This is a genomic window from Thermococcus coalescens, from assembly GCF_055392585.1.
This window is the reverse complement of the sequence record NZ_AP043764.1, coordinates 977,904-999,728: the sequence shown is the minus strand read 5'-3', so window position 1 is coordinate 999,728 and position 21,825 is coordinate 977,904. Positions and strand designations below refer to the sequence as shown.

The 21,825-nt window shown below is 56.4% G+C and carries 23 protein-coding genes and 1 pseudogene; 11 read left to right on the top strand and 13 right to left on the bottom strand.

Annotated elements, in window-relative coordinates; genetic code table 11:
• Positions 1–207 (bottom strand): hypothetical protein, encoded by a 207-nt coding sequence (locus ACZ5M3_RS05575; RefSeq protein WP_464840637.1) that lies wholly within the window; start codon positions 205–207, stop codon positions 1–3.
• Positions 208–391: 184 nt separating this feature from the next.
• On the opposite strand from ACZ5M3_RS05575, the gene ACZ5M3_RS05570 reads away from it, so the two are divergent.
• A complete protein-coding gene (locus ACZ5M3_RS05570; RefSeq protein ID WP_464840761.1) occupies positions 392–1,729 on the top strand; it encodes an ornithine aminotransferase in 1,338 nt (445 codons plus the stop codon).
• Between the two features lie 103 nt (positions 1,730–1,832).
• On the top strand, positions 1,833–2,441 hold the full coding sequence (locus ACZ5M3_RS05565; RefSeq protein ID WP_464840636.1) for an ECF transporter S component: 609 nt from the start codon (positions 1,833–1,835) through the stop codon (positions 2,439–2,441).
• Here the strand turns inward: ACZ5M3_RS05565 and ACZ5M3_RS05560 are convergent.
• The 3 genes from ACZ5M3_RS05560 to ACZ5M3_RS05550 all read right to left on the bottom strand — a co-directional run bounded on the left by ACZ5M3_RS05560 (position 2,438) and on the right by ACZ5M3_RS05550 (position 4,789).
• Positions 2,438–2,731, bottom strand: coding sequence for a family 4B encapsulin nanocompartment shell protein (locus ACZ5M3_RS05560; RefSeq protein ID WP_464840635.1), 294 nt, complete (start codon positions 2,729–2,731; stop codon positions 2,438–2,440). The two genes, ACZ5M3_RS05565 and ACZ5M3_RS05560, sit on opposite strands and share 4 nt — an antisense overlap.
• On the bottom strand, positions 2,718–3,395 hold the full coding sequence (deoC, locus tag ACZ5M3_RS05555; protein WP_464840760.1) for a deoxyribose-phosphate aldolase: 678 nt from the start codon (positions 3,393–3,395) through the stop codon (positions 2,718–2,720). The genes ACZ5M3_RS05560 and deoC overlap by 14 nt, the downstream gene beginning before the upstream one ends.
• Positions 3,396–3,580: 185 nt before the next feature.
• Entirely contained in the window at positions 3,581–4,789 is a 1,209-nt protein-coding gene (locus ACZ5M3_RS05550; RefSeq protein ID WP_464840634.1) for a CGP-CTERM-anchored Cys-rich protein, read from the bottom strand.
• Between the two features lie 115 nt (positions 4,790–4,904).
• Between ACZ5M3_RS05550 and eno the strand changes: the two genes are divergently transcribed.
• Complete coding sequence (gene eno / locus ACZ5M3_RS05545; protein ID WP_464840759.1) at positions 4,905–6,197, top strand: phosphopyruvate hydratase; 1,293 nt, start codon at positions 4,905–4,907, stop codon at positions 6,195–6,197.
• Positions 6,198–6,384: 187 nt separating this feature from the next.
• On the top strand, positions 6,385–7,221 hold the full coding sequence (locus ACZ5M3_RS05540; protein ID WP_464840633.1) for a radical SAM protein: 837 nt from the start codon (positions 6,385–6,387) through the stop codon (positions 7,219–7,221).
• A 64-nt stretch (positions 7,222–7,285) separates the two neighbouring features.
• Here the strand turns inward: ACZ5M3_RS05540 and ACZ5M3_RS05535 are convergent, their stop codons facing one another.
• From ACZ5M3_RS05535 to ACZ5M3_RS05525, 3 genes are read right to left on the bottom strand one after another with little or no spacing between them, the layout of a single operon-like run.
• Entirely contained in the window at positions 7,286–7,738 is a 453-nt protein-coding gene (locus ACZ5M3_RS05535; protein WP_055430137.1) for an Lrp/AsnC family transcriptional regulator, read from the bottom strand.
• Between the two features lie 55 nt (positions 7,739–7,793).
• A complete protein-coding gene (locus ACZ5M3_RS05530) occupies positions 7,794–8,348 on the bottom strand; it encodes an XTP/dITP diphosphatase (RefSeq protein ID WP_464840632.1) in 555 nt (184 codons plus the stop codon).
• A 42-nt stretch (positions 8,349–8,390) separates the two neighbouring features.
• Positions 8,391–8,879, bottom strand: coding sequence for an adenosine-specific kinase (locus tag ACZ5M3_RS05525; RefSeq protein WP_464840758.1), 489 nt, complete (start codon positions 8,877–8,879; stop codon positions 8,391–8,393).
• Between the two features lie 71 nt (positions 8,880–8,950).
• Here ACZ5M3_RS05525 and ACZ5M3_RS05520 point away from each other — a divergent pair, with 71 nt between their 5' ends.
• Positions 8,951–9,868 (top strand): winged helix-turn-helix transcriptional regulator, encoded by a 918-nt coding sequence (locus ACZ5M3_RS05520; RefSeq protein ID WP_464840631.1) that lies wholly within the window; start codon positions 8,951–8,953, stop codon positions 9,866–9,868.
• Here the strand turns inward: ACZ5M3_RS05520 and ACZ5M3_RS05515 are convergent.
• Positions 9,865–10,797 (bottom strand): SPASM domain-containing protein, encoded by a 933-nt coding sequence (locus tag ACZ5M3_RS05515; RefSeq protein ID WP_464840630.1) that lies wholly within the window; start codon positions 10,795–10,797, stop codon positions 9,865–9,867. The genes ACZ5M3_RS05520 and ACZ5M3_RS05515 overlap by 4 nt on opposite strands.
• A gap of 96 nt (positions 10,798–10,893) precedes the next feature.
• Positions 10,894–11,322, bottom strand: a complete 429-nt coding sequence (locus ACZ5M3_RS05510) for a molybdenum cofactor biosynthesis protein MoaE (protein WP_464840629.1) — start codon at positions 11,320–11,322, stop codon at positions 10,894–10,896.
• A gap of 99 nt (positions 11,323–11,421) precedes the next feature.
• Here ACZ5M3_RS05510 and ACZ5M3_RS05505 point away from each other — a divergent pair, with 99 nt between their 5' ends.
• Positions 11,422–12,282 (top strand): hypothetical protein, encoded by an 861-nt coding sequence (locus ACZ5M3_RS05505; RefSeq protein WP_464840757.1) that lies wholly within the window; start codon positions 11,422–11,424, stop codon positions 12,280–12,282.
• On the opposite strand, the pseudogene ACZ5M3_RS05500 reads toward ACZ5M3_RS05505, so the two are convergent.
• The 4 genes and pseudogenes from ACZ5M3_RS05500 to ACZ5M3_RS05485 all read right to left on the bottom strand — a co-directional run bounded on the left by ACZ5M3_RS05500 (position 12,275) and on the right by ACZ5M3_RS05485 (position 14,376).
• A pseudogene (locus ACZ5M3_RS05500) lies at positions 12,275–12,972 on the bottom strand (ThiF family adenylyltransferase). The gene ACZ5M3_RS05505 and the pseudogene ACZ5M3_RS05500 sit on opposite strands and share 8 nt — an antisense overlap.
• Before the next feature lies 1 nt (position 12,973).
• Positions 12,974–13,240, bottom strand: a complete 267-nt coding sequence (locus tag ACZ5M3_RS05495) for a ubiquitin-like small modifier protein 1 (protein ID WP_464840756.1) — start codon at positions 13,238–13,240, stop codon at positions 12,974–12,976.
• Between the two features lie 56 nt (positions 13,241–13,296).
• Complete coding sequence (locus ACZ5M3_RS05490; protein WP_464840755.1) at positions 13,297–13,809, bottom strand: CDP-2,3-bis-(O-geranylgeranyl)-sn-glycerol synthase; 513 nt, start codon at positions 13,807–13,809, stop codon at positions 13,297–13,299.
• Between the two features lie 45 nt (positions 13,810–13,854).
• Positions 13,855–14,376 carry a GbsR/MarR family transcriptional regulator gene (locus ACZ5M3_RS05485; RefSeq protein WP_464840628.1) on the bottom strand — a complete coding sequence of 174 codons (522 nt, stop codon included), beginning with the start codon at positions 14,374–14,376 and terminating at the stop codon, positions 13,855–13,857.
• Positions 14,377–14,496: 120 nt separating this feature from the next.
• Here ACZ5M3_RS05485 and ACZ5M3_RS05480 point away from each other — a divergent pair, with 120 nt between their 5' ends.
• From ACZ5M3_RS05480 to ACZ5M3_RS05460, 5 genes are all read left to right on the top strand, one after another.
• Positions 14,497–16,764: a hydrophobe/amphiphile efflux-3 (HAE3) family transporter gene (locus ACZ5M3_RS05480; RefSeq protein ID WP_464840627.1), complete on the top strand. Its 2,268-nt coding sequence runs from the start codon at positions 14,497–14,499 to the stop codon at positions 16,762–16,764.
• Positions 16,761–19,130 (top strand): COG1361 S-layer family protein, encoded by a 2,370-nt coding sequence (locus ACZ5M3_RS05475; RefSeq protein WP_464840626.1) that lies wholly within the window; start codon positions 16,761–16,763, stop codon positions 19,128–19,130. Before ACZ5M3_RS05480 ends, ACZ5M3_RS05475 begins: the two co-directional genes overlap by 4 nt.
• A gap of 64 nt (positions 19,131–19,194) precedes the next feature.
• Positions 19,195–20,103 (top strand): LEA/WHy family protein, encoded by a 909-nt coding sequence (locus ACZ5M3_RS05470; RefSeq protein WP_464840625.1) that lies wholly within the window; start codon positions 19,195–19,197, stop codon positions 20,101–20,103.
• A 43-nt stretch (positions 20,104–20,146) separates the two neighbouring features.
• The gene (locus ACZ5M3_RS05465) at positions 20,147–20,665 is read left to right on the top strand and encodes a DUF3201 domain-containing protein (RefSeq protein WP_464840754.1); all 519 of its coding nucleotides are present in this window, start codon (positions 20,147–20,149) and stop codon (positions 20,663–20,665) included.
• A 9-nt stretch (positions 20,666–20,674) separates the two neighbouring features.
• Positions 20,675–21,823, top strand: a complete 1,149-nt coding sequence (locus ACZ5M3_RS05460; protein WP_464840624.1) for an NOL1/NOP2/sun family putative RNA methylase — start codon at positions 20,675–20,677, stop codon at positions 21,821–21,823.
• The last annotated feature ends 2 nt before the right edge of the window (positions 21,824–21,825 follow it).

Below are 21,825 nucleotides of genomic sequence, written 5' to 3'. Positions count from 1 at the left end.
CTATCTCTTTTGAATCACGACTATGTACGGCGTTTTTGACGTCACTTCCTCGGTGGCCACGGCGGAAATCACGGCGGCATAAAGGGCGTTAACAATCAGCAGAGAAAGGCTGATACGCTCGAAGTCAACCCAGTAAAGGAGCAGTAGGAGTAACAGGTTCACCACCAAGGACGCCAGAAAGAGCCTCCTGGTGTCAGCATTCCCCATGCCAACCACTCACCTACCGAAAAACAGAACTCAGATGAGTTTATTAATCTCGCGCCCCCACGGGCGATATGAGTCTAGGGGCTCAACGGTTCACAGCTTTCTGCCGAAAATTCTTCGGTCAAAGATGTTCATTGATGAACATAGGGTTATATAGGAAAAGCTCGATCTTCTCCCGGTGATGCACATGGTGGTTAGACCGAACGTTAAAGAGCTCCCCGGACCCAAGGCCAAGGAGGTCATCAAGAGGAACTTCGAGACCCTCGCAGTTACCACGCAGGACCCGGAGACCCTGCCGATAGTCATCGACCACGGTGACGGAATCCTCGTCTACGACGTCGACGGAAACACCTTCTACGACTTCGGAAGCGGCGTCGGCGTGCTGAACGTCGGCCACGCCCACCCGAGGGTCGTCGAGGCCGTCAAGAGGCAGGCAGAGAAGTTCACCCACTTCGCGCTCAACGACTTCTTCTACGAGAACGCAGTCATACTCGCCGGGAAGCTCGCCGAGCTCGCCCCCGGCGACTTCCCGAAGAAGGTCGTCTACCAGAACAGCGGTGCGGAAGCAAACGAGGCAATGATGAAGCTCGTCAAGTACGGAACCGGAAGGAAGAGGTTCATAGCCTTCTACCACGCCTTCCACGGAAGGAGCCAGGCAGTCCTCTCGCTTACCGCCAGCAAGTGGGTTCAGCAGGACAGGTTCTTCCCGACGATGCCGGGAGTTGAACACATCCCCTACCCGAACCCATACAGGAACCCCTGGCACATCGACGGTTACGCCGAGCCGGACGAGCTGGTTAACAGGGTCATAGAGTTCATCGAGGAGTACGTATTCCGCCACGTCCCGCCGCACGAGGTCGGTGCCATAGTCTTTGAGCCGATACAGGGTGAGGGCGGCTACGTCGTCCCGCCGAGGAACTTCTTCAAGGAGCTCAAGAAGCTCGCCGACAGCTACGGAATCCTCCTTGCCGACGACGAGGTTCAGATGGGAGTCGGAAGGACGGGCAAGTTCTGGGCCATCGAGCACTTCGGCGTTGCACCGGACACCATCCAGTTCGGCAAGGCCATAGGCGGAGGAATTCCGCTCGCCGGTGTCGTCCACAGGGCGGAGATAGCCTTCGACAAGCCGGGCAGGCACGCCTCGACCTTCGGAGGCAACCCCGTCGCCATAGCGGCCGGAATAGAGGTCGTCGAGATCGTCAAGGAGCTCCTCCCGCACGTTCAAGAAGTCGGGGACTACCTCCACAGGTACCTCAAGGAGTTTGAGGAGCGCTATGAAGTCATCGGCGATGCCCGCGGTCTCGGACTGGCCCAGGCCGTCGAGATCGTCAAGAGCAAGGACACCAAGGAGAAGAACCCAGAGCTCAGGGACAGGATCGTCAAGGAGGCCGTCAAGAGGGGCCTTATCCTCCTCGGCTGCGGCGACAACAGCATAAGGTTCATACCGCCGCTGACCATCCAGAAGGAGGAGATCGACGTCGCGATGGAGATATTCGAGGAGAGCCTCAAGAAGGCTCTCGGCTGATTCCCTCCCGTTCCTCATTTTATTGTCCAGTTGTTCTCAGGCCATCGTAAACGGTTACCACCGCAGCAACAAGCTTTTAAAGTTTAAACTTGAAATTCTGGCGGTGGTGAAGGTGGTGGATCTGACAGAGATGCTCAAGCCGTACGGCCACTATGTACTCGGGGGAGCGGTGGTCGTTTTCCTCGCGTACATCTGGGCGAAGAGGAGGGAGTACAAGGCGCCCGCCACGATAGCCCTCTCGGCGATCCTCGCGGCGGTGGTCGCGATAGCCACCAACGTGATAAAGGTGCCGACTCCGGCAACGGGGGGCTACATAAACCTCGGGGACACCATGGTCATGTTCTCGGCCATGGTCTTTGGGCCGGTCGTCGGAGTCTTTGCCGGCGGTGTTGGTTCGGCCCTTGGAGACATCATCGGCGGATACCCGGGATGGGCACCGATAACCCTCGTCGTCAAGGGACTTGAGGGACTGGTCATAGGGTACCTCGCCAGGAGGAGCGACAACGTCTCGACCCTCGTCATAGCCGGAATCGTCGGTGGAATGATAATGGTCTCCGGCTACTTCCTCTTCGAGGCTTACATGTTCGGTGTCCCAGCGGCCCTGACGGAGGTTCCGGGGAACATCGTTCAGGCCGTCACAGGAATAATAGTCGGAACGGGTCTGGCAACGATAATAAAGAAGAGGTATCCCGAGGTCGCGGATCTCATCTAAACTTCCAGCTTTTTCAGTTCTTCCCACAGCTCACTTTCCTTGAGGAGGGGCTCAATCGATATCCTCCTTGAGGCTCTTTTTATCTGACCCAGATACTTGGAATCAGCTACCACGGCATCGTATCCCAGCTCTTCGATCTTGTATATCCTGAGCTTGCAGTCCCTGAGGAGTTCAACGGAGTGCTGAAGAAAAGCAGGGCCGACAAGGAGGATATCCGGTTCAAGGCCCTCCTCCTGGAGCTCTGCTATGGCCTTCGCCAGGATGTCCTTTATCTCATTAATCCCGTGCATCCCGCGCCCCCTCCACGATTTTTACACCGCTCGATGTTCCGATCCTGGTCGCGCCGGCCTCTATCATCGCCAGGGCCTGTTCGTAGGTTCTGATGCCACCGGCGGCCTTGACGCCCATCTCCTCGCCAACGACCTGCCTCATAAGCCTTACGTCCTCGATCGTCGCTCCTCCCGTTCCGAAGCCCGTTGAGGTCTTCACGAAGTCCGCTCCCGCTTCCTTTGCCAGCTCGCAGGCCTTAACCTTCTCCTCCTCGGTGAGGTAGCAGGTCTCGATGATGACCTTGACCATCGCACCCCTCTCGTGGGCGACCTTGACTACCGCCTCGATGTCCCTCTTGACGTACTCGTAGTCCCCGTCCTTCAGAGCGCCGATGTTGATGACCATGTCCAGCTCGTCAGCGCCGTCCTCCAGGGCCTTCTCCGCCTCAAAGACCTTGACCTCAGTCGGTGTTGCGCCGAGGGGGAAGCCTATGACCGTGGCAACCTTCACGTCCGAGCCCCTGAGGACTTCTTTTGCCAGTTTCACCCTGTAGGGGTTCACACAGACGGCATAGAAGCCGTACTCCCTAGCTTCCTCACAGAGCTTAACTATGTCATCGGTGGTGGCGTATGGTTTGAGATTCGTATGGTCGATATATTTAGCAATATCGAAATGATCACCCATAATCATCACCAGTACCTACTTTCCATGAAGGTATTTAGACTTTTTCTCCTCAAAAATGGGCAATTTATCGGAAAATCTGCAGGGTTTCATTGAATTTTCGGCAATTTTTTGAAGTTATCCGTCAGGGAGTGGACAAAAGCCAGCACCATGTGGGACATTCAACCCACATGAAAGGAAATAAAAAGTCACCTCTTCCTGAAGAGAAGGAGGAGCAGCGGCAGTATGACCATAGATGCCGGCCCGCATATTCCCCGAGCGCCCTCGAGGGGCGTTTGAGAGTCCGTCGGCGGCGCCGTTACCGTGGGGCCAAAGTAAGCCGTCCCGTTCGGAAGAGCGTACACGGGCGCCGTCCCCGAGGAGCATCTGACCAGCTCGGGGTTTTTGCTTTCTCCGTACGGCATCCATGCGTAGTCCCCGTTCTCGGTCTCATACCACCCTATCTTCGAGTTGTAGCCCGCAAAGCCCCACTCGGCAACTTTCACAATGGCGTTGATATCCGATTCGCCCACGTTGATTACGCCGCTCTCTGCCAGCCAGCCGAGCTCGGCCAGCAGCGCGGCGGAGGCGTTAACCTCCGACGGGTCGACCGCCGGAGAGGGCCTCACCACCGAGGTCTTGACGAGGGTGAGGGAAACATCGCAGAAAACCCCAAAGGCATTAAGGAAGTCCTTAACGGCGGCGCTTACCTCCCCGTCCGATTTGTTCATCGCTTCGACCTTGAGCTCGAACCCCCCGGCGCGCACCACGTTGGCCGGATCGACGCCGCGTTCCCGCAGGCATGCCTCAAACTGGGGGTTGGGCTTCCATGTGCAGACTCCGTTGACGCAGCCGCAGGTCGTCGTTCCGAGGCAGTCGTACCACGGCTTGTACACGCAGGGCGTCACGACATTGGATGCTATCTCCTTGGGGGCGCAGACCTCACCGGAGCAGCCACCGGCGGCGCAGTCGGCGTCGGAGGTGCACTCGCTTCCCTTAACCTGGGAGAGAACGATCTTAACGCCGTTCCTCTCGAAGGTCGTGTTGTCGGTGACGCTCCAGCCCTCGGCCCTGAGCCTCTCGATCGCGTCTTCCGTAACGAGCAGGGAAACGTTGAGAGACGCAACTGAAACCGATTCCCCTCTCCACTCCACGGGTATCTGAACTCTCAGGTGAAAACCATCGCTCGCGTTCCAGACGAGGACGTAGAGCCTCTTATCGTAGTGAGAACGGAAGATGAATGTACCGTTCTCGGAGAGGACGTTGTGTGCAGCCTCAAAACGCCAGAGGTTGTAATTTATCCCGGGTTTGTTTAGGACGACTTCAACCGCGTACGCATCGGCCGGACTCATGCACGCCCTGACCAGAGGCGTTACCGTGAACATCAGGAGAACAAGGAAAGCCACCACCCGCCTCATAGTCCCACCGGTAAAACTGCGCGGTGGAGATATATACACCTATCCATAGCTTCAGCCGGGATTAAAGCTAAAACCTTTATATGCCCCGGAAAGAATATCACCCGAGGTGATTGAGATGGAGAACCCGTTTGAGATAACCGGAGTCGTTGCCAGGGAGATACTCGACAGCAGGGGCAACCCGACGGTCGAGGTCGAGGTCTACACGCCGGTCAGCATGGGGCGCGCTGCAGTTCCGAGCGGCGCCTCAACCGGCACCCACGAGGCCCTTGAGCTCCGTGACGGCGGGAAGAGGTACCACGGCAAGGGCGTCAGAAGGGCGGTTGAGAACGTCAACAAGATAATCGCGCCCGAACTCATAGGCATGGACGTCACCTGGCAGAGGGACATAGACAGCCTCATGCTTGAGCTCGACGGGACGGAGAACAAGAGCAACCTCGGTGCGAACGCCATTCTGGGCGTTTCTCTGGCTGTTGCCAAGGCCGCCGCCAACGCGCTCGGATTGCCGCTCTACCAGTACATCGGCGGAACCAACGCCTACGTCATGCCCGTTCCGATGAGCAACGTCATCAACGGCGGCGTTCACGCCGGCAACGAGCTCGACTTCCAGGAGTTCATGATAATGCCCGTCGGCGCTGACTCATTCAGGGAGGCCATAAGGTGGGTCTCCGAGACCTACCACGTCCTCAAGGGCGTCATAGCCGAGAAGTACGGAAAGGACGCGGTCAACGTCGGCGACGAGGGCGGTTTCGCCCCGCCGCTGAAGGAGCCGCAGGAGCCTCTTGAGCTCCTCATAAAGGCCATCGAGGAGGCAGGCTACAAGCCCGGCGACGAGATAGCCTTCGCCATGGATCCGGCTTCGAGCGAGTTCTTCCACCCGGACATCGGGAAGTACGTCGTCAACGGCAAGGAGTACACCAACGCCGAGCTTCTCGAACTCTACAGGGAGCTCGTCTCAAGCTACCCGATAGTTTCCATCGAAGACCCGTTCCACGAGGGCGACTGGGAAGGCTTCGTCATGATAACCAGGGAGCTCGGAAACAAGATACAGATAGTCGGCGACGACCTCTTCGTCACCAACCCGAAGAGGATAAGGAAGGGCATAGAGATGGGCGCCGCCAACGCGCTCCTCCTCAAGGTCAACCAGATAGGAACGCTGAGCGAGGCCATCGATGCGGCATACACGGCCTTCAGGGCTGGCTACGGCGTCGTCGTCTCCCACCGCTCGGGAGAGACGGAGGACGCCACCATAGCTGACCTCGCCGTTGCCCTCAACGCCGGCCAGATAAAGACCGGCGCTCCAGCGAGGAGCGACAGGAACGCCAAGTACAACCAGCTCATCCGCATAGAGGAGGAGCTTGAGGGCATAGCGGTCTATCCGGGCAGGAAGTTCAGGAACCCGTTCTTCTGAGCCTCCATTTCTTTTTCCACATTACTGGCCAGTAAGGGTTTTTAATCCCCATCCTCAACGTTTTTTTAAATTGGGGAAGCGGCAGAGTGGTCAGTCGAGGGAGGCTCCGGCCGATGGAGAACGGGTCTCTAACTCTCCAAGACGACTCCGCCCCCCCACAATCCCCAAGTTCTGCAAGGTGGTTGAAATGGTAGAAAGAAAAAAGCTCAAGATCTACATTCCAGGAATCAAGTTTCCATCAATCTCGCTCACGGGCAACTACTGCTCGCTGAAGTGCGCCCACTGCGGGAGGCACTACCTTGAGAGCATGAGAAAGCCCGCCCGAAGAGAGCTGGTTGACTACTGCGTCAGCCTTGAGAGGGAAGGCTACACCGGCTGTCTGCTGAGCGGTGGGCTGGACTCCCGCCTGAAGGTGCCCCTCGACAAGTACGCCGGTGAAATCAGGGAGATAAAGAGGAGGACGAACCTGAAGCTCAACGCCCACGTGGGCTTCATAGACGAGGGCGATTTGGAGTGGGTTAAATACGTCGATGTGGTCTCCCTTGACTTCGTTGGTGATGACGACGTCATAAGACGCGTTTACAGGATAGAACGGACCGCTAAAGACTACCTCAGGATCCTCGACCTGCTCACTGATGCCGGGGTAAGGGTTGCCCCCCACATAACAATAGGCCTCGACTTCGGAAAAATCCACTGGGAGTACGGGGCTATAGACCTGCTGGTGGAGTATCCCATAGACGTTATAGTCCTCGATGTGCTCATCCCAACAAGGGGGACGGAGATGGAGAATGTACCGTCCCCCGGAGTCGAGGAGAGCCTTGAGGTTGTGAGGTACGCCCGGGAGCGTTTCGACGGAGAGATAAGCATAGGCTGCATGCGGCCCTTGGGCAGGTGGCGCCTTGAGTTCGACAGGGGTGCGGTTTTGGCCGGCGTTGACAGGCTGACGAACCCTCCAAGAAAGATCATCGAATGGGCAAAAAGTGTGAGGGATGTCGAGATAATCTACGAGTGCTGCGTGGTGTAGGGCTCAGGAAACCTCGCATCATCATAAAATCAGAAAGGAGAACGCCAATCATCGCCCAGTAGCTTCAAAGCTCCTCCTTCACTGTAACAAAGGACACCATCGTAACCGTCTGGCCGACCCCTTTTATCTCCCGGAGCCTGTCAACGACTATTTTTCCGACCTCCTCTGAGCTCGGAGCACGTACCTTTATGAGGAGGTCCCATTCGCCGGCTATTATGTGGACTTCGTAGACACCCTCAAGGGCCGCTATCCTCTCGGCAACCTCCCTCTGGCTCAGGCCGGAGTCCGGCTCGTAGCGGGCGAGTATAAAAGCTGTCGTCCCAAGGTCGAGCTTCTTGTAGTTAGGCTTGACCGTGAACTTCTCTATCACCCCTTCCTCGACCAGCTTTTTAATGCGGTAGTGAACGGTGGTCCTCGGTATCCCAAGCTTCTTGCTGAGGCTCGCTATGTTCTCCCTGGCGTTTTCCTTCAATTCCTTCAACAGCCTCAAATCGGTGCTATCGAGTGATGCTACCATCGCGACCCCCTTCGTCATCCGTTCAATTATAACTGTTAACTTTGGAACGATGGCCTTATTTAAGGTTTTCCTTTAGCCAATCAGCAAAGGCCTTTAAGGCACGCCCCCTGTGGGAGATCACGTTCTTCTCCTCGGTTGTCATTTCGGCAAAAGTCAGGTTAAATCCCCGAGGTCTGAATATAGGGTCAAAACCGAAGCCGCCGCTTCCCCTCGGAGCCGTGGTTATCTCACCGTCGACCCTTCCGGTAAAGATGTGGGCCTCACCGTCCCAGTAGGCGATGACGCTCCTGAAGTGGGCCTTCCTGTTCTCAACACCCTCCATCAGCTTGAGGATTCCGTCTATCCCGAGAGTTCTGTAAACGTAGGCGGAATACACTCCCGGGAAGCCGCCGAGGGCATCTATAAACAGCCCTGAATCATCCAGGAAGAACGGCCCCTCAAGCTTTCTGGCGAGCCACTCAACGCCGAACAGGGCAACATCCTCCAGACTATCCGCCTGTATCTCGGGATACTCCATCCGGAGCTGATAGACCTCAACACCGAGCGGCTCGAAGTACTTCTTCGCTTCCTCTACCTTTCCGGGGTTAGAAGTGATGAAGGCCAGCCTCATGAAACCACCGGGTGAGAAGGGGAACGGAGAAATAAAAAGGTTTCAGTCTATCCTGTAACCTATCCTCTCAACGAGCTCCCTGCGCTCCTTCTTGAGCTCATCGTCCTCGATCCTGCTGGCGGCTTTGCCGTCAACGACACCGAGAACGCTCCTGCCAAGCTCGGTCTCAGCAACTATTACCTGGAAGGGGTTCTCGCTGGCCCCGTAGACCATGGCAACGGCGGGGTGGTTCTTGACGGCGTTGAGCACGTTTATCGGGAACGCGTTCTTCATCAGTATAACAAAGACGTGGCCGGCTCCGATCTTGAGGGCGTTCTTTGCTGCCAGCTTTTCAAGCTCCGGGTCGTTGCCGGTGAATCTCGTCAGCTGGGGCTTGGCCTCGTTCATCGCTACCCCAAACTTTATGCCCGGAACGGCTGTGAGGAGCGTTTTGGCCAGATCGTCAACCGTGAATATTGAGAAGTTCCCCTGACCGATGATGACCTCAACACCCTCCGGCTTTTCGATATCAACGACGTCTATCTTTACCATGTTCACCACCGGAAGAGTTTAATATACATCGACGATATAACTTTTTCCGTGGGGTATAATGGTGAGGTGAAATGGGCGAGCCTGTCATGGAGGAGCTCGAATTTCTCGTGGAGGTTCTGGTGAGACATCCCACGGACAGCCTGAAAAAAATAGCTGAGGAGGAGGGAATAGACTACTACCGTCTCAAGAGGCTGTACGACAAGTACTACGGCAAGTACCTCTCCGTTAGTGCCGTTTACAACATCAGGATAATAGGTCTCAGGAGCTATCTGGCGTTTCTGAGCGTCCCTTCGGACCGTATACTTGAGATGGGTTATAGAATGACCCAGAATCCTTTTGTGGCGTACGTTAATCCCGCATTCGGGTTCAAGAACGGGCTGTCGGCGATACTCCACATCCCAGACGACCAGAAGGACAGGATAGACGAGATGCTGTCAAAGTACTCCGACGACTATGAGTACTACGAGGTCAGGGCCTACCCCTACAGCGGGGACGACAACTTCGGGGAATGGAACTTGAGCTACGATTATGCTGTACTGATGGACATTTTGAACCTAGACGCGAGAACCCCAATAACCAAGATAGCACGGAGGCTCGGAAAGACCCGCCCCACGGTAAAATTCATGATAAACCGGCTTAAGAGCATGGGCATCCTGGTTGGGTTTGACCCCGCCCTGGAGAACAACATCCACGACAGGAGCGTTCTTGGAATAGCGGAAACGCTCGATGAATCAGTCCTAGAGAGATTCAAGGAATACGAAATCACCATCGGGGTGCTCCCCGGAAGGGGATATGCCATAGAGTGGTTCTTCTCCTCGAAGGAGGACCTGGGAACAAAGATACTTGAGTTCAGCAATTATGTGGACAAGATTCTAATCAACTATTTTGACTCAACTTTCAAGGAACTGAACGATAGGAACGGGATAACCAGGTACTCACGAAGGGTGAGAAAAGACGGAAAGGGCTACCGATCCATACTGGACTTCTAAAACACTATCTGGCAGTATTCCAGGCCGTCTATCTCGCCGGTAGCTTGGTACTCCAGCGCCCTGCAGTCGTGGCAGATGTACCTGAACGGACAGGCGCTGCAGGCCCCTATGTCATCCTTTGTCATCTTCCAGAAGGTCTTGAGCCTCTTCTTCCTTAAAATATTCTTTATTCCCAGCTCCTTCAGGTCCCCAACAACGTAGTTCCTGAGGAGCGGACACGGGAGTGCATAGCCGTCCGCCGTTACTGCCATCGTGCCTGCCAGGCAGTCGTGGTATCTTTCGACGGTGGGATTCAGTATCCTCCTGACCTCTATGACGTTAAAGTCCAGCTTTCTAGCGGAGCCCGGAAAGAGGAGGTCAACGTAAACCTCCCCGGGGAAGGTGGTCTTGAGGCCCATAAGCTCATCCAGCTGTGAACTCTGCACCATTATGAGCGCTCCGTGGAGCCAGCTGTGGGCCTCAAGCCTCTGAACATTCTTCGGCGAGTACTCGAGTTCGGCGATGAAGCGTATCCCCTCGGCAGGTTCAACTGATTCCACATCCTCAAGCTTGACGACTGCGTAGACCTCCGGGACGCCTATTTCCGAGGCGTACATGGCAACGCTGGTCAGGTACTCGACCCTATCATAGTTGGTGAGCCAGAGCTCCTTCCCACCCATCTTCCTGAACTCGCGGATGAGCTCCCTCACCCGTTCGGGACTGAGGGGCTCCCTCCTGAGAATGAAGGAGCTGTTCCCTATACAGCCTATTGAGCGGGGTATGCCTCTAACCTCGGAGAACTTGCCGCTTCCGGCGCCGAGCTGCACAATGAGACGCTCAAGCCTGCCGGTGTGGGCGCTGTTGCTCCAAGGGGGCTTCCCTATAGAAACTATGTTGAGAGCCGTCCCCACATCAACGGTATGAGACGCATCGTAAGCTACCCTCTCCATTGACCCTCACCATAGAAGAAAGGGACAGAACTGTATATATACTTTTTCTATTCCGATTTTGCACACTACTAACAATAGTTTGCAAAAAATGGAAAATCACTTCTCGGGAACCAGGCGGTCACCCTCAATCCAGAACGTCCCCTCATCGGTGACCTCCCTCTTCCAGACCGGGACGCGGCGCTTCACCTCGTCTATGGCCCAGATGCACGCCTCAAAGGCCTCCTTCCTGTGCTTCCCACTCGCGATTATCAGTATGGTGTCCTCACCGACCTCAAGTTCTCCGTAGCGGTGCCATATCAGCATGTCCAGGATTGGGAACCTTTCAACGGCCTCACTTCTGATTTTTTCCATCTCCTTGACGGCCATCTCCTCGTAGGTCTCGTATATGAGCTTCCTCACTTTTCTCCCATGGTTCTCGTTTCTGACCTTGCCAAGGAAGAAGACATAGCCACCGGCCTCGGGGACAACCAAGTAGCTCAGCGCCTCGTTAAGGTCAAAGGGCTCCTTCGTTATCTTGACCTTCATCCTCCATCCCCCTAAGGACTACACCCAACCAAATTAAAACCTGCCGGGTTAACGAAAAGGTTTAAGTGGTCTCCACCAGAGGGTCTGTGGGTGAAAGGCATGAAAAAATATGCCCTCGTTCTCGTTCTGGTTCTGGTCATCGGATTCACCGCGGGCTGCCTTGGAGGCGGCGATACCACGACGTCAAGCACTGAGACCCCTTCCAGCTCCGGAACCACAACTCCAGCAACCACCACGACGAGCGTCCCGACAACCACAAGCCAGCCCCCCACGGAAACCCCCAGGGAGCTTACCACGGACGAGCTCCTCCAGTGGGTCTCAGCTGTTAACCAGTACACCTACGCCAGCAATGCCACGATCTCAATGCTGGTGGTGGTAACGCAGGAAAACATCACCCAGAGGGACAACGTCACTCTGAGGATAATCGAAAGGGGCTACATGGACTTTGAATCCTGGAGCGCCCTCATAAACACAACCACAATCAGCGTCCAGGACGGTGCCTCCACCAACACATCAAGGGTCGTGGTCAACAACGTCACCTACATCCGCACCCCCCTCGGGTGGGTGAAGAGCGACGACCCGACCACAGCGGAGTTCATCTGGAGGTACAACATCGTAAGCCTCGCCAGGGAGTACCTGAAAAGAACCCCCGACGAAAGGGAGAACGGCGGGAGGCTCGTTCTCAGGTACTACCTCAACGGCTACGAGGTAAAGCCCCTGGCAACCATGTACTTTGCCACAACCCCGGACACGGAGATCAGCGTGAAGGGCGGTGTCCTTGAGCTGTACTTTGAGAACGGCAGGCTCATCGGGGGCAGAATAAGCTTCTCAGTCAGCACCAAGACATCAATAGACGACCCCACGATAGGGAAGATGACGATAACCCAGAACGGTTCGTGGAGCGAGACCATACAAATAACGTCCATAAACGAGAAGAGGGAAGTAAACCCCCCTACCTGAGCTCGACAACGTCGAAGGTGTTGAAGGCTAGGTCAACTATGAGCAGCTTGTTTAGGAGGGGCTCACCTATCCCGGTGAGCAGTTTTATTACCTCCATAGCCTGAATGGTGCCGACGACCCCGGCGGTGGCGCCGAGTATTGGGAACTTCTCCCTATTTTCCCTTACGTTCGGGAAGATCTCCCGCAGGCTCTTGGTCTTTCCGGGGACTATGGTCGTCACCTGCCCGTAGGTTCCCTCAACGGCCCCGTGGACGAGGGGAACCCCTGTCTTTCCCGCGTAGTCGTCGAGGAGAAACCTCTCCGGAAGTTGTCGAGGCAGTCAACTACCACATCAACGCCGCCCAGGACGTCCTCAATGTTATCCTCCCCCAGCCTTCCGACGAAGGTCTCTATTTTCACGTCGGAGTTGAAGCGCTCAAGCTTCCACTTCGCGGACACCGCCTTCGGGTTCCTGCCTATATCCTCCTCCCAGTGAAGTATCTGCCTGTTGAGGTTGCTCAGCTCGGGCGTCTGCTCGTCTACAAGGAGAAGAGTCCCAACGCCCGCCGCGGCCAGGTAGTAGGCAACAGGGCTTCCGAGACCCCCGACGCCGACGACCGCGACCTTTGAGCGCTTCAGCTTTTCCTGACCCTCCTCCCCGAAGATCATTATCTGCCTGTCGTAGCGCTCCAGTTCCCTCTCGCTCAGCATATCAACCACCGCTTACCGGAGGGAACAGCGCCACGACGTCTCCATCTTCCAGAACCTCATCAAAGCGGGCGTAACTGCCGTTGCGTGAGATGTTGACATCCGCCAGATCGTCGTCCTCTGCAAAGACCTCCTCCCCGAGAACGGGATGCCTCTCCTTCAGAAGGTCTATCAGATCTCCGACGGTCGTGCCCTCCGGAACTTCGAGTTCCTCCTCCCCGATGCCAACGAGGGAGCGGAACCTGGCGAAGTAGCGAACCTTAATCCTCATCCACACCACCGAAAAAAAGTTGGAGGGGAAGTTAAAAGGGTTGCTGGGCAACTCCTCTACCACGGCACGCTCTTCCAGCCCATGCGATAGGCGAAGTAGTTCGCACCCCAGTGTATGAACGGCGAAACGAGTAGAAGGGATATTATCTGGCCCGAGCCGAGGGTTTTAACCGGATACGCAAGCGCAAGCGCGCTTATGAGGAATCCCAGCTGGTCGAGGCCTATCGCAGGGGCGCCGCGCGGGAGGTTTGCCCTCCTCTTGAAGAAGCTGCCGACCAGATCCCCCAGTAGGGCACCCAGGGCAAGGAGGAAAGCGAGTAAGGCGGCCGTTCTCAGGTCCCCGTAAAACCCTGGCGTGAGGAAGTACTGGACAGGCCCCGTCAGCGTGCCGCACGTCAGGCCACCGAAGAAGCCCCTCCATGTCTTTCCGTCGCCGAGAATCCTCCGTCCGTCCCGCCATTTCCTGCCCCCGTCTATCGGTGAACCCCCTCCCAGCAACACCGGTGAAGCGTTGGCAACGTAGGCGGGCAGTATGTACCAGAACGCCCACAGCAGTGATGAGAGCGACATCGCCATAATTTCACCCGGTCTGATTATCGAAGGCCGGTTTTAAAGCTACCGCTTTCCGCCGGATTCGAGACAGTCGAGGAGCCTCTCCAAGACCTCCTCGTCCTCGTGCTCAATCAGAAACCTCAGAATCCTCTCGGCGAGCGCATTCCTCCGCATTGCAAACTCGATGCTCTGCCTTATTGACTCCGCCTCCTCGCCTTCCTCACCCTCAAGCTCCCGAAGGGCCCGCTCCAGGTTCGCCCTGGTCTGCTGTATGTCCTCCATTATCTTCGCGTAGTAGGCGGCCTGCCTCCAGTCCTTGAGGAGCTTTGTGGCCCGGAAGTAGGCCTTCTTGTCACCGGGCTTCTTGATTCTCATCACGAGCCCTATGCGCTCCATGAACTTGAGGGCGGTGCTCACGTGGGAGAGAGAGTAACCCGTCGCCTCGGCAATCTCGCCCAGACTCATGGGCTCCCTCGCAAGGAACAGGACACCGTAGATGTAACCGTAAAGCTCGTTGAAGCCGAACCTCCTGGCGGCCCCCGCAAAATGATCCATAATTATCCTCTTGGCCTCCTCGATCCCCATCACCAACACCCCGATTTTATACCATCGCCGAAAGGGGCTGCATCAATCAACTGACAAAAGGTTTTTAAGGTTTTGCTTATTTAAAACTTTCGGAAGTTTCCGAAAGTTGGGGGAGAAACTATGAATCCACTGAGAGGTGCCGCAAGGATCATCGTGAGATACAGGGTGGCCTTTGCACTGATAGCGGTGTTTCTGCTGGTCGTTTCGGCATACGGAATACAGAAGCTTCGCTTTGAGAGCGACCTGAGAACCATGCTCCCCGAAAACCACCCCGCCATAACTGACTACACCATCCTCCAGAGCGAGTTCCAGAGCGGGGACAGCACGCTGATAGTCGTCAAGGTGAACTCGATAGAGCCCGGAGGCGTCTACGATATCCGCGACCCGCAGGTCATAGAAGCAATCTACGAACTTGAGCAGAGGCTCAGGGAGAGGGAATACGTAACTGACACCATGAGCATCGCCGATATCTATATGCAGGTTCTGGGGAGGCTTCCAAAGACAGAGGAGGAGGCAAAGTTCGTCCTGGACATGCTCCCGCCGGAGGAGAGGTACGGCCTCGTCAGCAGGGACTACACAACCACGATAATAGCCGTGACGATAAGCAGGGAGAAGAAAACGGAGACCCTCGTGAGGGTCTATAAGGGCATAGAGGAGGACATAAACGACGTCAAGTTCCCGAAGAACGTCGAGGTGATCCAGACCGGGAACATAGGAATAACATACCGCATACTGGAACTCCTCCAGAGCGACCTCAACAAGACCATGGCCATCTCCTTCATCCTCGTCATAGCCCTGCTCCTGTACTTCTACCGCTCCCCGGCAAAGGCCGTCATTCCGCTCATTCCCCTCGTCTTCGGTGTTACGATGACGCTCGGCTTCATGGAACTGATGAACATCCCCCTAGACCTTGCCACAACTACAATAGGCGCGATGCTCATAGGAATGGGAATAGACTACGGAATCCACGTGACCAACCGCTATTATGAGGAGAGGAAGAATGGGAGGAGCATAGAGGAAGCGGCAGAGGAGGCCGTTGCGGAGACCGGAAAGGCCCTTCTGGGGGCGGCGCTTACGACAATAGCGGGCTTTGCCGCGATGTACCTATCAAGCCTCCCGATGCTCCACCACCTGGCCACCGCGCTGATCCTGGGCCTAAGCCTCGCGGCGCTCAACGCGGTCGTGATAACCCCAGCGGTCATAATCCTGGAGGAGGACATGATGAAGCGGCTGAAAGGCCACTACGTGGTTCCGGAGGTTCGCTCGCATTCGGGCGTGGTGGGCAGGATCTTCCACGACCTCGGGGAGGCCATAAGGAGAAAACCCGCAACGTTCCTGGCGGCGGTGTTTCTGATAACCCTCTTCTTCGGCTACGGCATAACTCAGGTGACCACAGAGGTGAGGCTTGAAAAGTTCGTCCCCGAGGGCATGCCGGAGATAGAGGCCCTCATGGACATCAGGAGCGACTTCGGAGGTCAGGACGAGCTGTACGTCCTTGTTAAGGCCGACGACGTCAGGAACCCGACCATAGTCAGGGACATCTACCTCTTCGAGAACCAGATAAAGGCGGACTCCTACTACAACGGCGTCTTTGACTCCGACAGCATCGCGGACGTGGTTCACCGGCAGTACGGCTACATCCCGAACGACGGGGAGAAGATAAAGAGCGCCCTGGAGAAGAGCCAGGGCCCCAGTCTGGTCTCAGGCGACTATTCCATGACCATCATCAAGTTCAAGGGCGACTTCGGGGGAGCCAGCATGGACGATTTCAGGAGGATAATGCGTTATTTTGAGGAGGAAACGGAGAGAGCTCAGAAGACCGAGTTCCCCCCGGGCGTGAGGCTCTCGCTGACCGGGGACATATACCTGAACTACGTACTCGACCAGCTCACGAAGGTCGAGATAAACCGCATCTCGATGTACGGAACCGCCTTTGTCGTGTTGATAGTCCTCCTCCTCTTCAGGAGACCCAAGGTCTCGATGGCGATGATAACACCGATGTTTTTGGGTGCCTTCTGGACGGTCGGCTTCATGGGATGGGCAGGAATACCGTTCACCCAGAGTCTGGCCGGAGTCATCTCAATGATAGTCGGCCTGGGCGTTGACTACGGCATGCACCTCACCCACCGCTTCCTTGAGGAAATGAACGAGGGCAACCCCAGGCCGATAGTCACCTCGGTTGAGAGCGTCGGGCCAGGCATACTTGCCGGAGCCCTGACAACGGCCGGCGGCTTTCTGGCTTTGCTCGCCGGTGAGCTGCCGACCATACACGACTTCGGAACCACGCTCGCATTTGGAATATTCGCATCAATGTTTGCCGCTTACCTCGTAACCCCTGCGCTACTGCAGGTCTTTTACGGGAGAAATATTGGAGGTGGTAGGGAATGAAAAAGACCGGATTGATACTTGCCCTGATGCTCATCACCGCGATGCTCTCCGGGAACGCGAGCGCATCAACCGGGAGTCCCCTCTTCGAGGGCTACCTGAGCAAGGGCGAAGCTGTTCTCGTTGGCCCGCTCATAGTGACCCTCACTGACACCCAGAAGGACTACGGAAGCGGTGACTACTACGCCTTCCTCCTCATAATGAAGGACGGCAGAATACTCAACGCCGAATACAAGACGATACTCGTGCCTGACCCCAACAAGATACAGCGCCTTCTCCTAGACCCGGAGTTCCTGATGGCCATGGCACAGACCATGGGCTACGACGTGACCCAGTGCGAGCAGTACGTGAACAACAGCGCCGAATTCAACGCCTGCCTAATAGCCAACGCCTATGGGTTCTACCAGTGGCTGAACTCGGCATCGCCCGAGGAGATAGGGGATGCCGTCATGAGGACTATCGAGGAACACCCCGAACTTGGAATAAGAAAGGAAGACGTCCTGATGGGGATAACGTACCCCGACGTAACCCCAGTTCGGGAGGGGGAAACGGTGGAGGTCAGCGTTGACAACCAGACGGTTTACGTGACGATCAACGAGGTCTATCCGAACGGTGTCAGGATGAGCATAAGCGGGCCCCCCGAATGGAGGGCCGCAACCGCTCCGGGGATGATAATTTCAAACGTCGAGACGCCGAGCACGGTTCAGCCGGGAGACACGGTTACCGTTAAGGTTCACCTCAGGAACGAGGGAGCCCTGAAGGTGCGCTACATCAACGTCTTCGTTACGCCCGCACCAATGGGCTTCAACGACAGCTCCTCAATAGCGAGCGCAGTTTCGATGGCATTAAGCCAGACAGGCCTCTCGAAGAGCGTCTTCTACCCGGAGGGGAGCGCCGTGCAGTACATTGAGTACCTCGAAGGCAAGGAGAACGCGACTCTGACCTTCAGGATAAAGATAAACCCCAACGCCGACGTTGGGACGTACCCCCTCTACGTTGGGGTCGTCTATTTCACCGGCCTGGGAGCAAACATGCGCATGGTGCAGAGCTACAACTTCGTGGCGCTCACAGTCAAGAAGCCCAGAGAAGCCTTCGTCGAAATAACAAAGGTCGAGACCGAGCCCATGGAGATAAGCCCCGGGGACACCTTCACCGTGCGCTTCACCCTGGAGAACACCGGGGCAGAGCCGGTCAAAGCACTCAGCCTGAAGATAAGCTCCTACAAAGTGCAGGTACAGGGCGAGGTAAAGAACGTCGACCTCTCGGCTCTCTCTCAACTTCCGGTCCAGGGGAGCGAGCAACTGAGCCAGAACCTGCAGGACGCCCTCAACCAGATAATGGCCCAGCTCGCCAAGCAGGACATAGAGGCCTTCCTTCCCATCGGGGAAGACAACGTTAAGTACGTGGCCCAGCTTCAGCCCGGGGAGAAAGCCACCCTTGAGTTCAGAATCAAGGCCAACGACAGGCTGGAGAACGGCATATACCCGCTCAGGATAGAGCTGAAGTACCTCACGGAGCCGAACGAGAAGGAGATAACCGACGAGAGGCTGGTGGGAATAGACGTGACCGGGAGAGCTCAGCTGATCCTCTCAAAGGTCTCAACGTCGCCCGGCAAGATAATTCCCGGAACGGACAACGTCGAAGTCGACTTCCAGGTTGACAACGTCGGAACCGGAACCGCCAGGACGATAATAGTCAGGCCCATGCCCCGCTGGCCCTTCTCGCTCAGCGAGAGCAGTGAGCAGGTCATTGGGCTGGGGAGCCTTGGAAAGGGCGACTCCGCACAGTCATCGTTCAAGATAAACGTCGCAGAGAACGCCAGCTCTGGAACCTACGAGATACCCCTGCTCGTGACCTACACCAACGACCTGGGTATGCAGAAGAACGTCACGCTCAGGGTCCCAATCATAATCGGCACCAAGCCGAACATCGAGGTCGTCGGCGTGCGTTTCGACCCGGAGCCGCTCCAGGGAGAGACCGTCAACGTGTACGTCGAGCTGAAGAACACCGGCGGTGAGAAGGCCACCAGCGTGCTCATCGAGGGGGTTGTGAAGGCGGACCAGCCCTTCAGCCTGGACAAGAGAACGGACTACATCGGCGACCTGGCCCCGGGAGCAACTGGAGAGGGGGTAATCGTGCTCAGGATAGACAGGGACGCGATTCCCAAGGACTACAATATCCAGCTGCGCATAAGGGCCGTCGGAGACCCGACCCAGGGGGACGACAACGTCTACGTCTTCGAGAGAACCGTGACCGTAACAGTGAAGGAGAACACAAAGACCCAGACCAGCCTGAGAAACCTCGCCGTAGTCATTGGCGTGCTCGTGGTTATAGCGGTGCTCTACACCTACAGGAAGAGGTCCAGATGACCCACAGCCCGGCGTTGGAAACCTTTAAACGCACTTCGAAGAATGAAGGGATACGGTGAGAGGAATGAACTGGAAGCTGCTGATACTCGGTGCAGTGCTTATAATCATCGTCTGGGCAGGCTACGTGGCCTATGCCGCCGTGACGGCCAACCCGACGGTTCACGCCAGCTGGGGCTATGTGGACGAGAAGACCACAGAGATATGGGTCGATGCAAAGCTGAGCAAGCCCCTGTTAGTTCCCGCAGAGATAGAGAACCTGAGCCTGAGCTTCATGGGGATACCCGTTGCCAGGGTCGAGAGATTCGACTACGGTGCGACGAAGTCAGACATCGGCATGGCCATAGTTATAGACAACGAGAACTTGGTCCGCTCCATGGTGGCATACCTGGACAACGGCCAGAGGGGGGAGGTCGAGTTCCGCCTCAGGGGGAGCCTCCTCAGGGTGATACCCATCAACGCGGACATAAAGCAGGCTATCAGTGAGGACATCCTCGCGTACCTCAACTTCACGGCTGAGAGCAAGGAACTCGCGGGGGGACTCGTCAAGAGTCCTGCGCTGGTCAAGACAACCTTTGACTGGGCGGGGGAGCGGAACGGAAAGGCAGTACTGATAGCCCACATGAAGTTCTACAACCCCAACCCCTACAGGATACCCCTCGGAAACGTGAGCTTTGACCTGTACGCCAACGACGTGAAAATCGGCCACGGGAAGACCCTCGAAACGGTGGTTCTCCCGCCCAAGGGCTACGCAACGCTTGATGTCGAGACGTTCATAGAGGAGGACGTCCTCCCGAAGGTCTGGGCCACCCACATAAAGAACGGCGAGGTCAGCAAGGTCAGGGCCAACATATACATGGACATAACCGTCCTCGGCAGGAGTTACAGCATCAAGCTGGCAAGCTACGAAGAGACCGTGAAGACAGACATCATGGGCGGCATAAACAACATGCTGGAGAACCTCCTCTCCGGATGAAGGTTTTTAAGGGTCCCGTCTTTTTCATTTTCTGGTGAGAAAAATGAACGTGAGAGAGATTCACGAGTTCCTCAACGAGATGTGGGAGAGCATATTCACACTCAACGAAGAGCTTAAGCTTGAGCTTCCCCGGGAGGGATTCAGGGTAGAGGACGTTGAAGAGGCCTTCGGAGCGTACATCTTCCTCGACGGCGAGTGGAGGCTCATGAAGTACCCGCACCCGGCCTTTGAGGTAAAGCCCCAGATCGAGGTCGGCGCCACGCCGGAGAGCTACTACTTCGTCGTCGCCGTTCCGAAGGAGAGGATAACCGCCGAGTTCATTGAGAGGTTCGTCGGGCTTTTTCCGAGGAGCTTCATATACGGCGCCCAAGACTTTCTGAGCGACATCTACAACTGGCGCAGGGACGGCAGGGTCTCCCCGGAGGGGATACTCAAAAAGATTGCCGCCAGCGACGAAAAGCTGTTCCAGTTCGAAGCCAACTTTGAAAGCGCTGAAGAGCTGAAAAAAGGACTCCTGAAGCTCATAGAGGCCAGCAAGCGCTTCGAAATCTTCGACCTCTGAGGTGTCCCCATGTACGCCGAGGCTTTCCCCCCTGAGCTGAGGGAGTACTACAGGAGGCTCTTCGGGAGCGAGGCCGAGGAGATAATGGCCTCCCTCAGGACGCCGGTGGAGAAGTACTACATCCGCGTGAACACCCTCAAGACGAGCAGGCAGAGGCTGATGAGCATCCTCCGGAGGGAAGGGCTGAAGCCGAAGCGAAGCCCCTACCTCAAGGAGGGGATATACTTCGAGCGCGAGGGCCCGAACTTCTCCGACGACTACGAGCCCGGCCTGCCGGTCGTCCGCGCCAACAAGTTCGCCAGTGAGAGCGTCTACCAGGGCGCCATGCTCTACGCCCCCGGTGTCCTTCAGGCTGACAAAAAAATCAAGCCCGGCGACGAGGTCGAGATAAGGGATCCCAAGGGACTTTTGGTCGGGGTTGGAATAGCCAGAATGAGCGCCAGGGAGATGGTGGTCTCGACGAGGGGACTTGCCGTCGAGGTCACCCTGCCGAAGTTCAAGCTGCCGAGTTTGAGCGAGCTGGAGTCCTTCAGAGAGGGTCTCTTCTACGCCCAGAGCCTGCCCTCCATGGTGGTTGCCCATGTCCTTGAGCCGAGCGAGGAGGAGCTGATAGTTGACATGGCCGCCGCCCCCGGAGGAAAGACAAGCCACATAGCCCAGCTCATGGAAAACAGGGGCGAGATAATAGCGATGGACAAGTCCAGAAACAGGCTGAAAAAAATGGAGGAGGAGCTGAAGAGGCTCGGCGTGAAGAACGTCAAGCTAATCCACATGGATTCCAGAAAGCTTCCGGAGCTGGGAATCGAGGCGGACAAGATACTCCTGGACGCGCCGTGCACCGCTTTAGGAATACGGCCCAAGCTCTGGGAGAGCAGGACGCCGAAGGACATAGAGGCGACCGCACGCTACCAGAGGCATTTCATCAACGCCGCGATAAAGTCCCTCAGGAAAGGCGGCGTTCTCGTTTACTCCACCTGCACGCTGAGCTACGAGGAGAACGAGGCCAACGTGAAGTACATACTCGGCAAAGGTTTAAAGCTCGAAGAGCAGAGCATCTTCATAGGTTCGAGCGGTATGGGCATTGACGAGGTTCAGAGGTTCTACCCGAACAGGCACCTGACCCAGGGCTTCTTCATAGCCAGGTTCAGGAAGGTGTAGCC

Excerpts from the sequence above, each read along its gene's own strand:
- eno (WP_464840759.1), top strand. The coding sequence starts at position 4,905 with ATGGAGAACCCGTTTGAGATAACCGGAGTCGTTGCCAGGGAGATACTC.
- ACZ5M3_RS05490 (WP_464840755.1), bottom strand. The coding sequence starts at position 13,809 with ATGTCGCTCTCATCACTGCTGTGGGCGTTCTGGTACATACTGCCCGCC.
- ACZ5M3_RS05470 (WP_464840625.1), top strand. The coding sequence starts at position 19,195 with ATGAACTGGAAGCTGCTGATACTCGGTGCAGTGCTTATAATCATCGTC.
- ACZ5M3_RS05510 (WP_464840629.1), bottom strand. The coding sequence starts at position 11,322 with ATGAAGGTCAAGATAACGAAGGAGCCCTTTGACCTTAACGAGGCGCTG.
- ACZ5M3_RS05475 (WP_464840626.1), top strand. The coding sequence starts at position 16,761 with ATGAAAAAGACCGGATTGATACTTGCCCTGATGCTCATCACCGCGATG.
- ACZ5M3_RS05525 (WP_464840758.1), bottom strand. The coding sequence starts at position 8,879 with ATGGTAAAGATAGACGTCGTTGATATCGAAAAGCCGGAGGGTGTTGAG.
- ACZ5M3_RS05460 (WP_464840624.1), top strand. The coding sequence starts at position 20,675 with ATGTACGCCGAGGCTTTCCCCCCTGAGCTGAGGGAGTACTACAGGAGG.
- ACZ5M3_RS05495 (WP_464840756.1), bottom strand. The coding sequence starts at position 13,240 with ATGAGGATTAAGGTTCGCTACTTCGCCAGGTTCCGCTCCCTCGTTGGC.
- ACZ5M3_RS05480 (WP_464840627.1), top strand. The coding sequence starts at position 14,497 with ATGAATCCACTGAGAGGTGCCGCAAGGATCATCGTGAGATACAGGGTG.
- ACZ5M3_RS05560 (WP_464840635.1), bottom strand. The coding sequence starts at position 2,731 with ATGCACGGGATTAATGAGATAAAGGACATCCTGGCGAAGGCCATAGCA.
- deoC (WP_464840760.1), bottom strand. The coding sequence starts at position 3,395 with ATGGGTGATCATTTCGATATTGCTAAATATATCGACCATACGAATCTC.
- ACZ5M3_RS05550 (WP_464840634.1), bottom strand. The coding sequence starts at position 4,789 with ATGAGGCGGGTGGTGGCTTTCCTTGTTCTCCTGATGTTCACGGTAACG.
- ACZ5M3_RS05540 (WP_464840633.1), top strand. The coding sequence starts at position 6,385 with ATGGTAGAAAGAAAAAAGCTCAAGATCTACATTCCAGGAATCAAGTTT.
- ACZ5M3_RS05575 (WP_464840637.1), bottom strand. The coding sequence starts at position 207 with ATGGGGAATGCTGACACCAGGAGGCTCTTTCTGGCGTCCTTGGTGGTG.
- ACZ5M3_RS05485 (WP_464840628.1), bottom strand. The coding sequence starts at position 14,376 with ATGGGGATCGAGGAGGCCAAGAGGATAATTATGGATCATTTTGCGGGG.
- ACZ5M3_RS05570 (WP_464840761.1), top strand. The coding sequence starts at position 392 with ATGGTGGTTAGACCGAACGTTAAAGAGCTCCCCGGACCCAAGGCCAAG.
- ACZ5M3_RS05505 (WP_464840757.1), top strand. The coding sequence starts at position 11,422 with ATGAAAAAATATGCCCTCGTTCTCGTTCTGGTTCTGGTCATCGGATTC.
- ACZ5M3_RS05520 (WP_464840631.1), top strand. The coding sequence starts at position 8,951 with ATGGGCGAGCCTGTCATGGAGGAGCTCGAATTTCTCGTGGAGGTTCTG.
- ACZ5M3_RS05530 (WP_464840632.1), bottom strand. The coding sequence starts at position 8,348 with ATGAGGCTGGCCTTCATCACTTCTAACCCCGGAAAGGTAGAGGAAGCG.
- ACZ5M3_RS05465 (WP_464840754.1), top strand. The coding sequence starts at position 20,147 with ATGAACGTGAGAGAGATTCACGAGTTCCTCAACGAGATGTGGGAGAGC.
- ACZ5M3_RS05515 (WP_464840630.1), bottom strand. The coding sequence starts at position 10,797 with ATGGAGAGGGTAGCTTACGATGCGTCTCATACCGTTGATGTGGGGACG.
- ACZ5M3_RS05535 (WP_055430137.1), bottom strand. The coding sequence starts at position 7,738 with ATGGTAGCATCACTCGATAGCACCGATTTGAGGCTGTTGAAGGAATTG.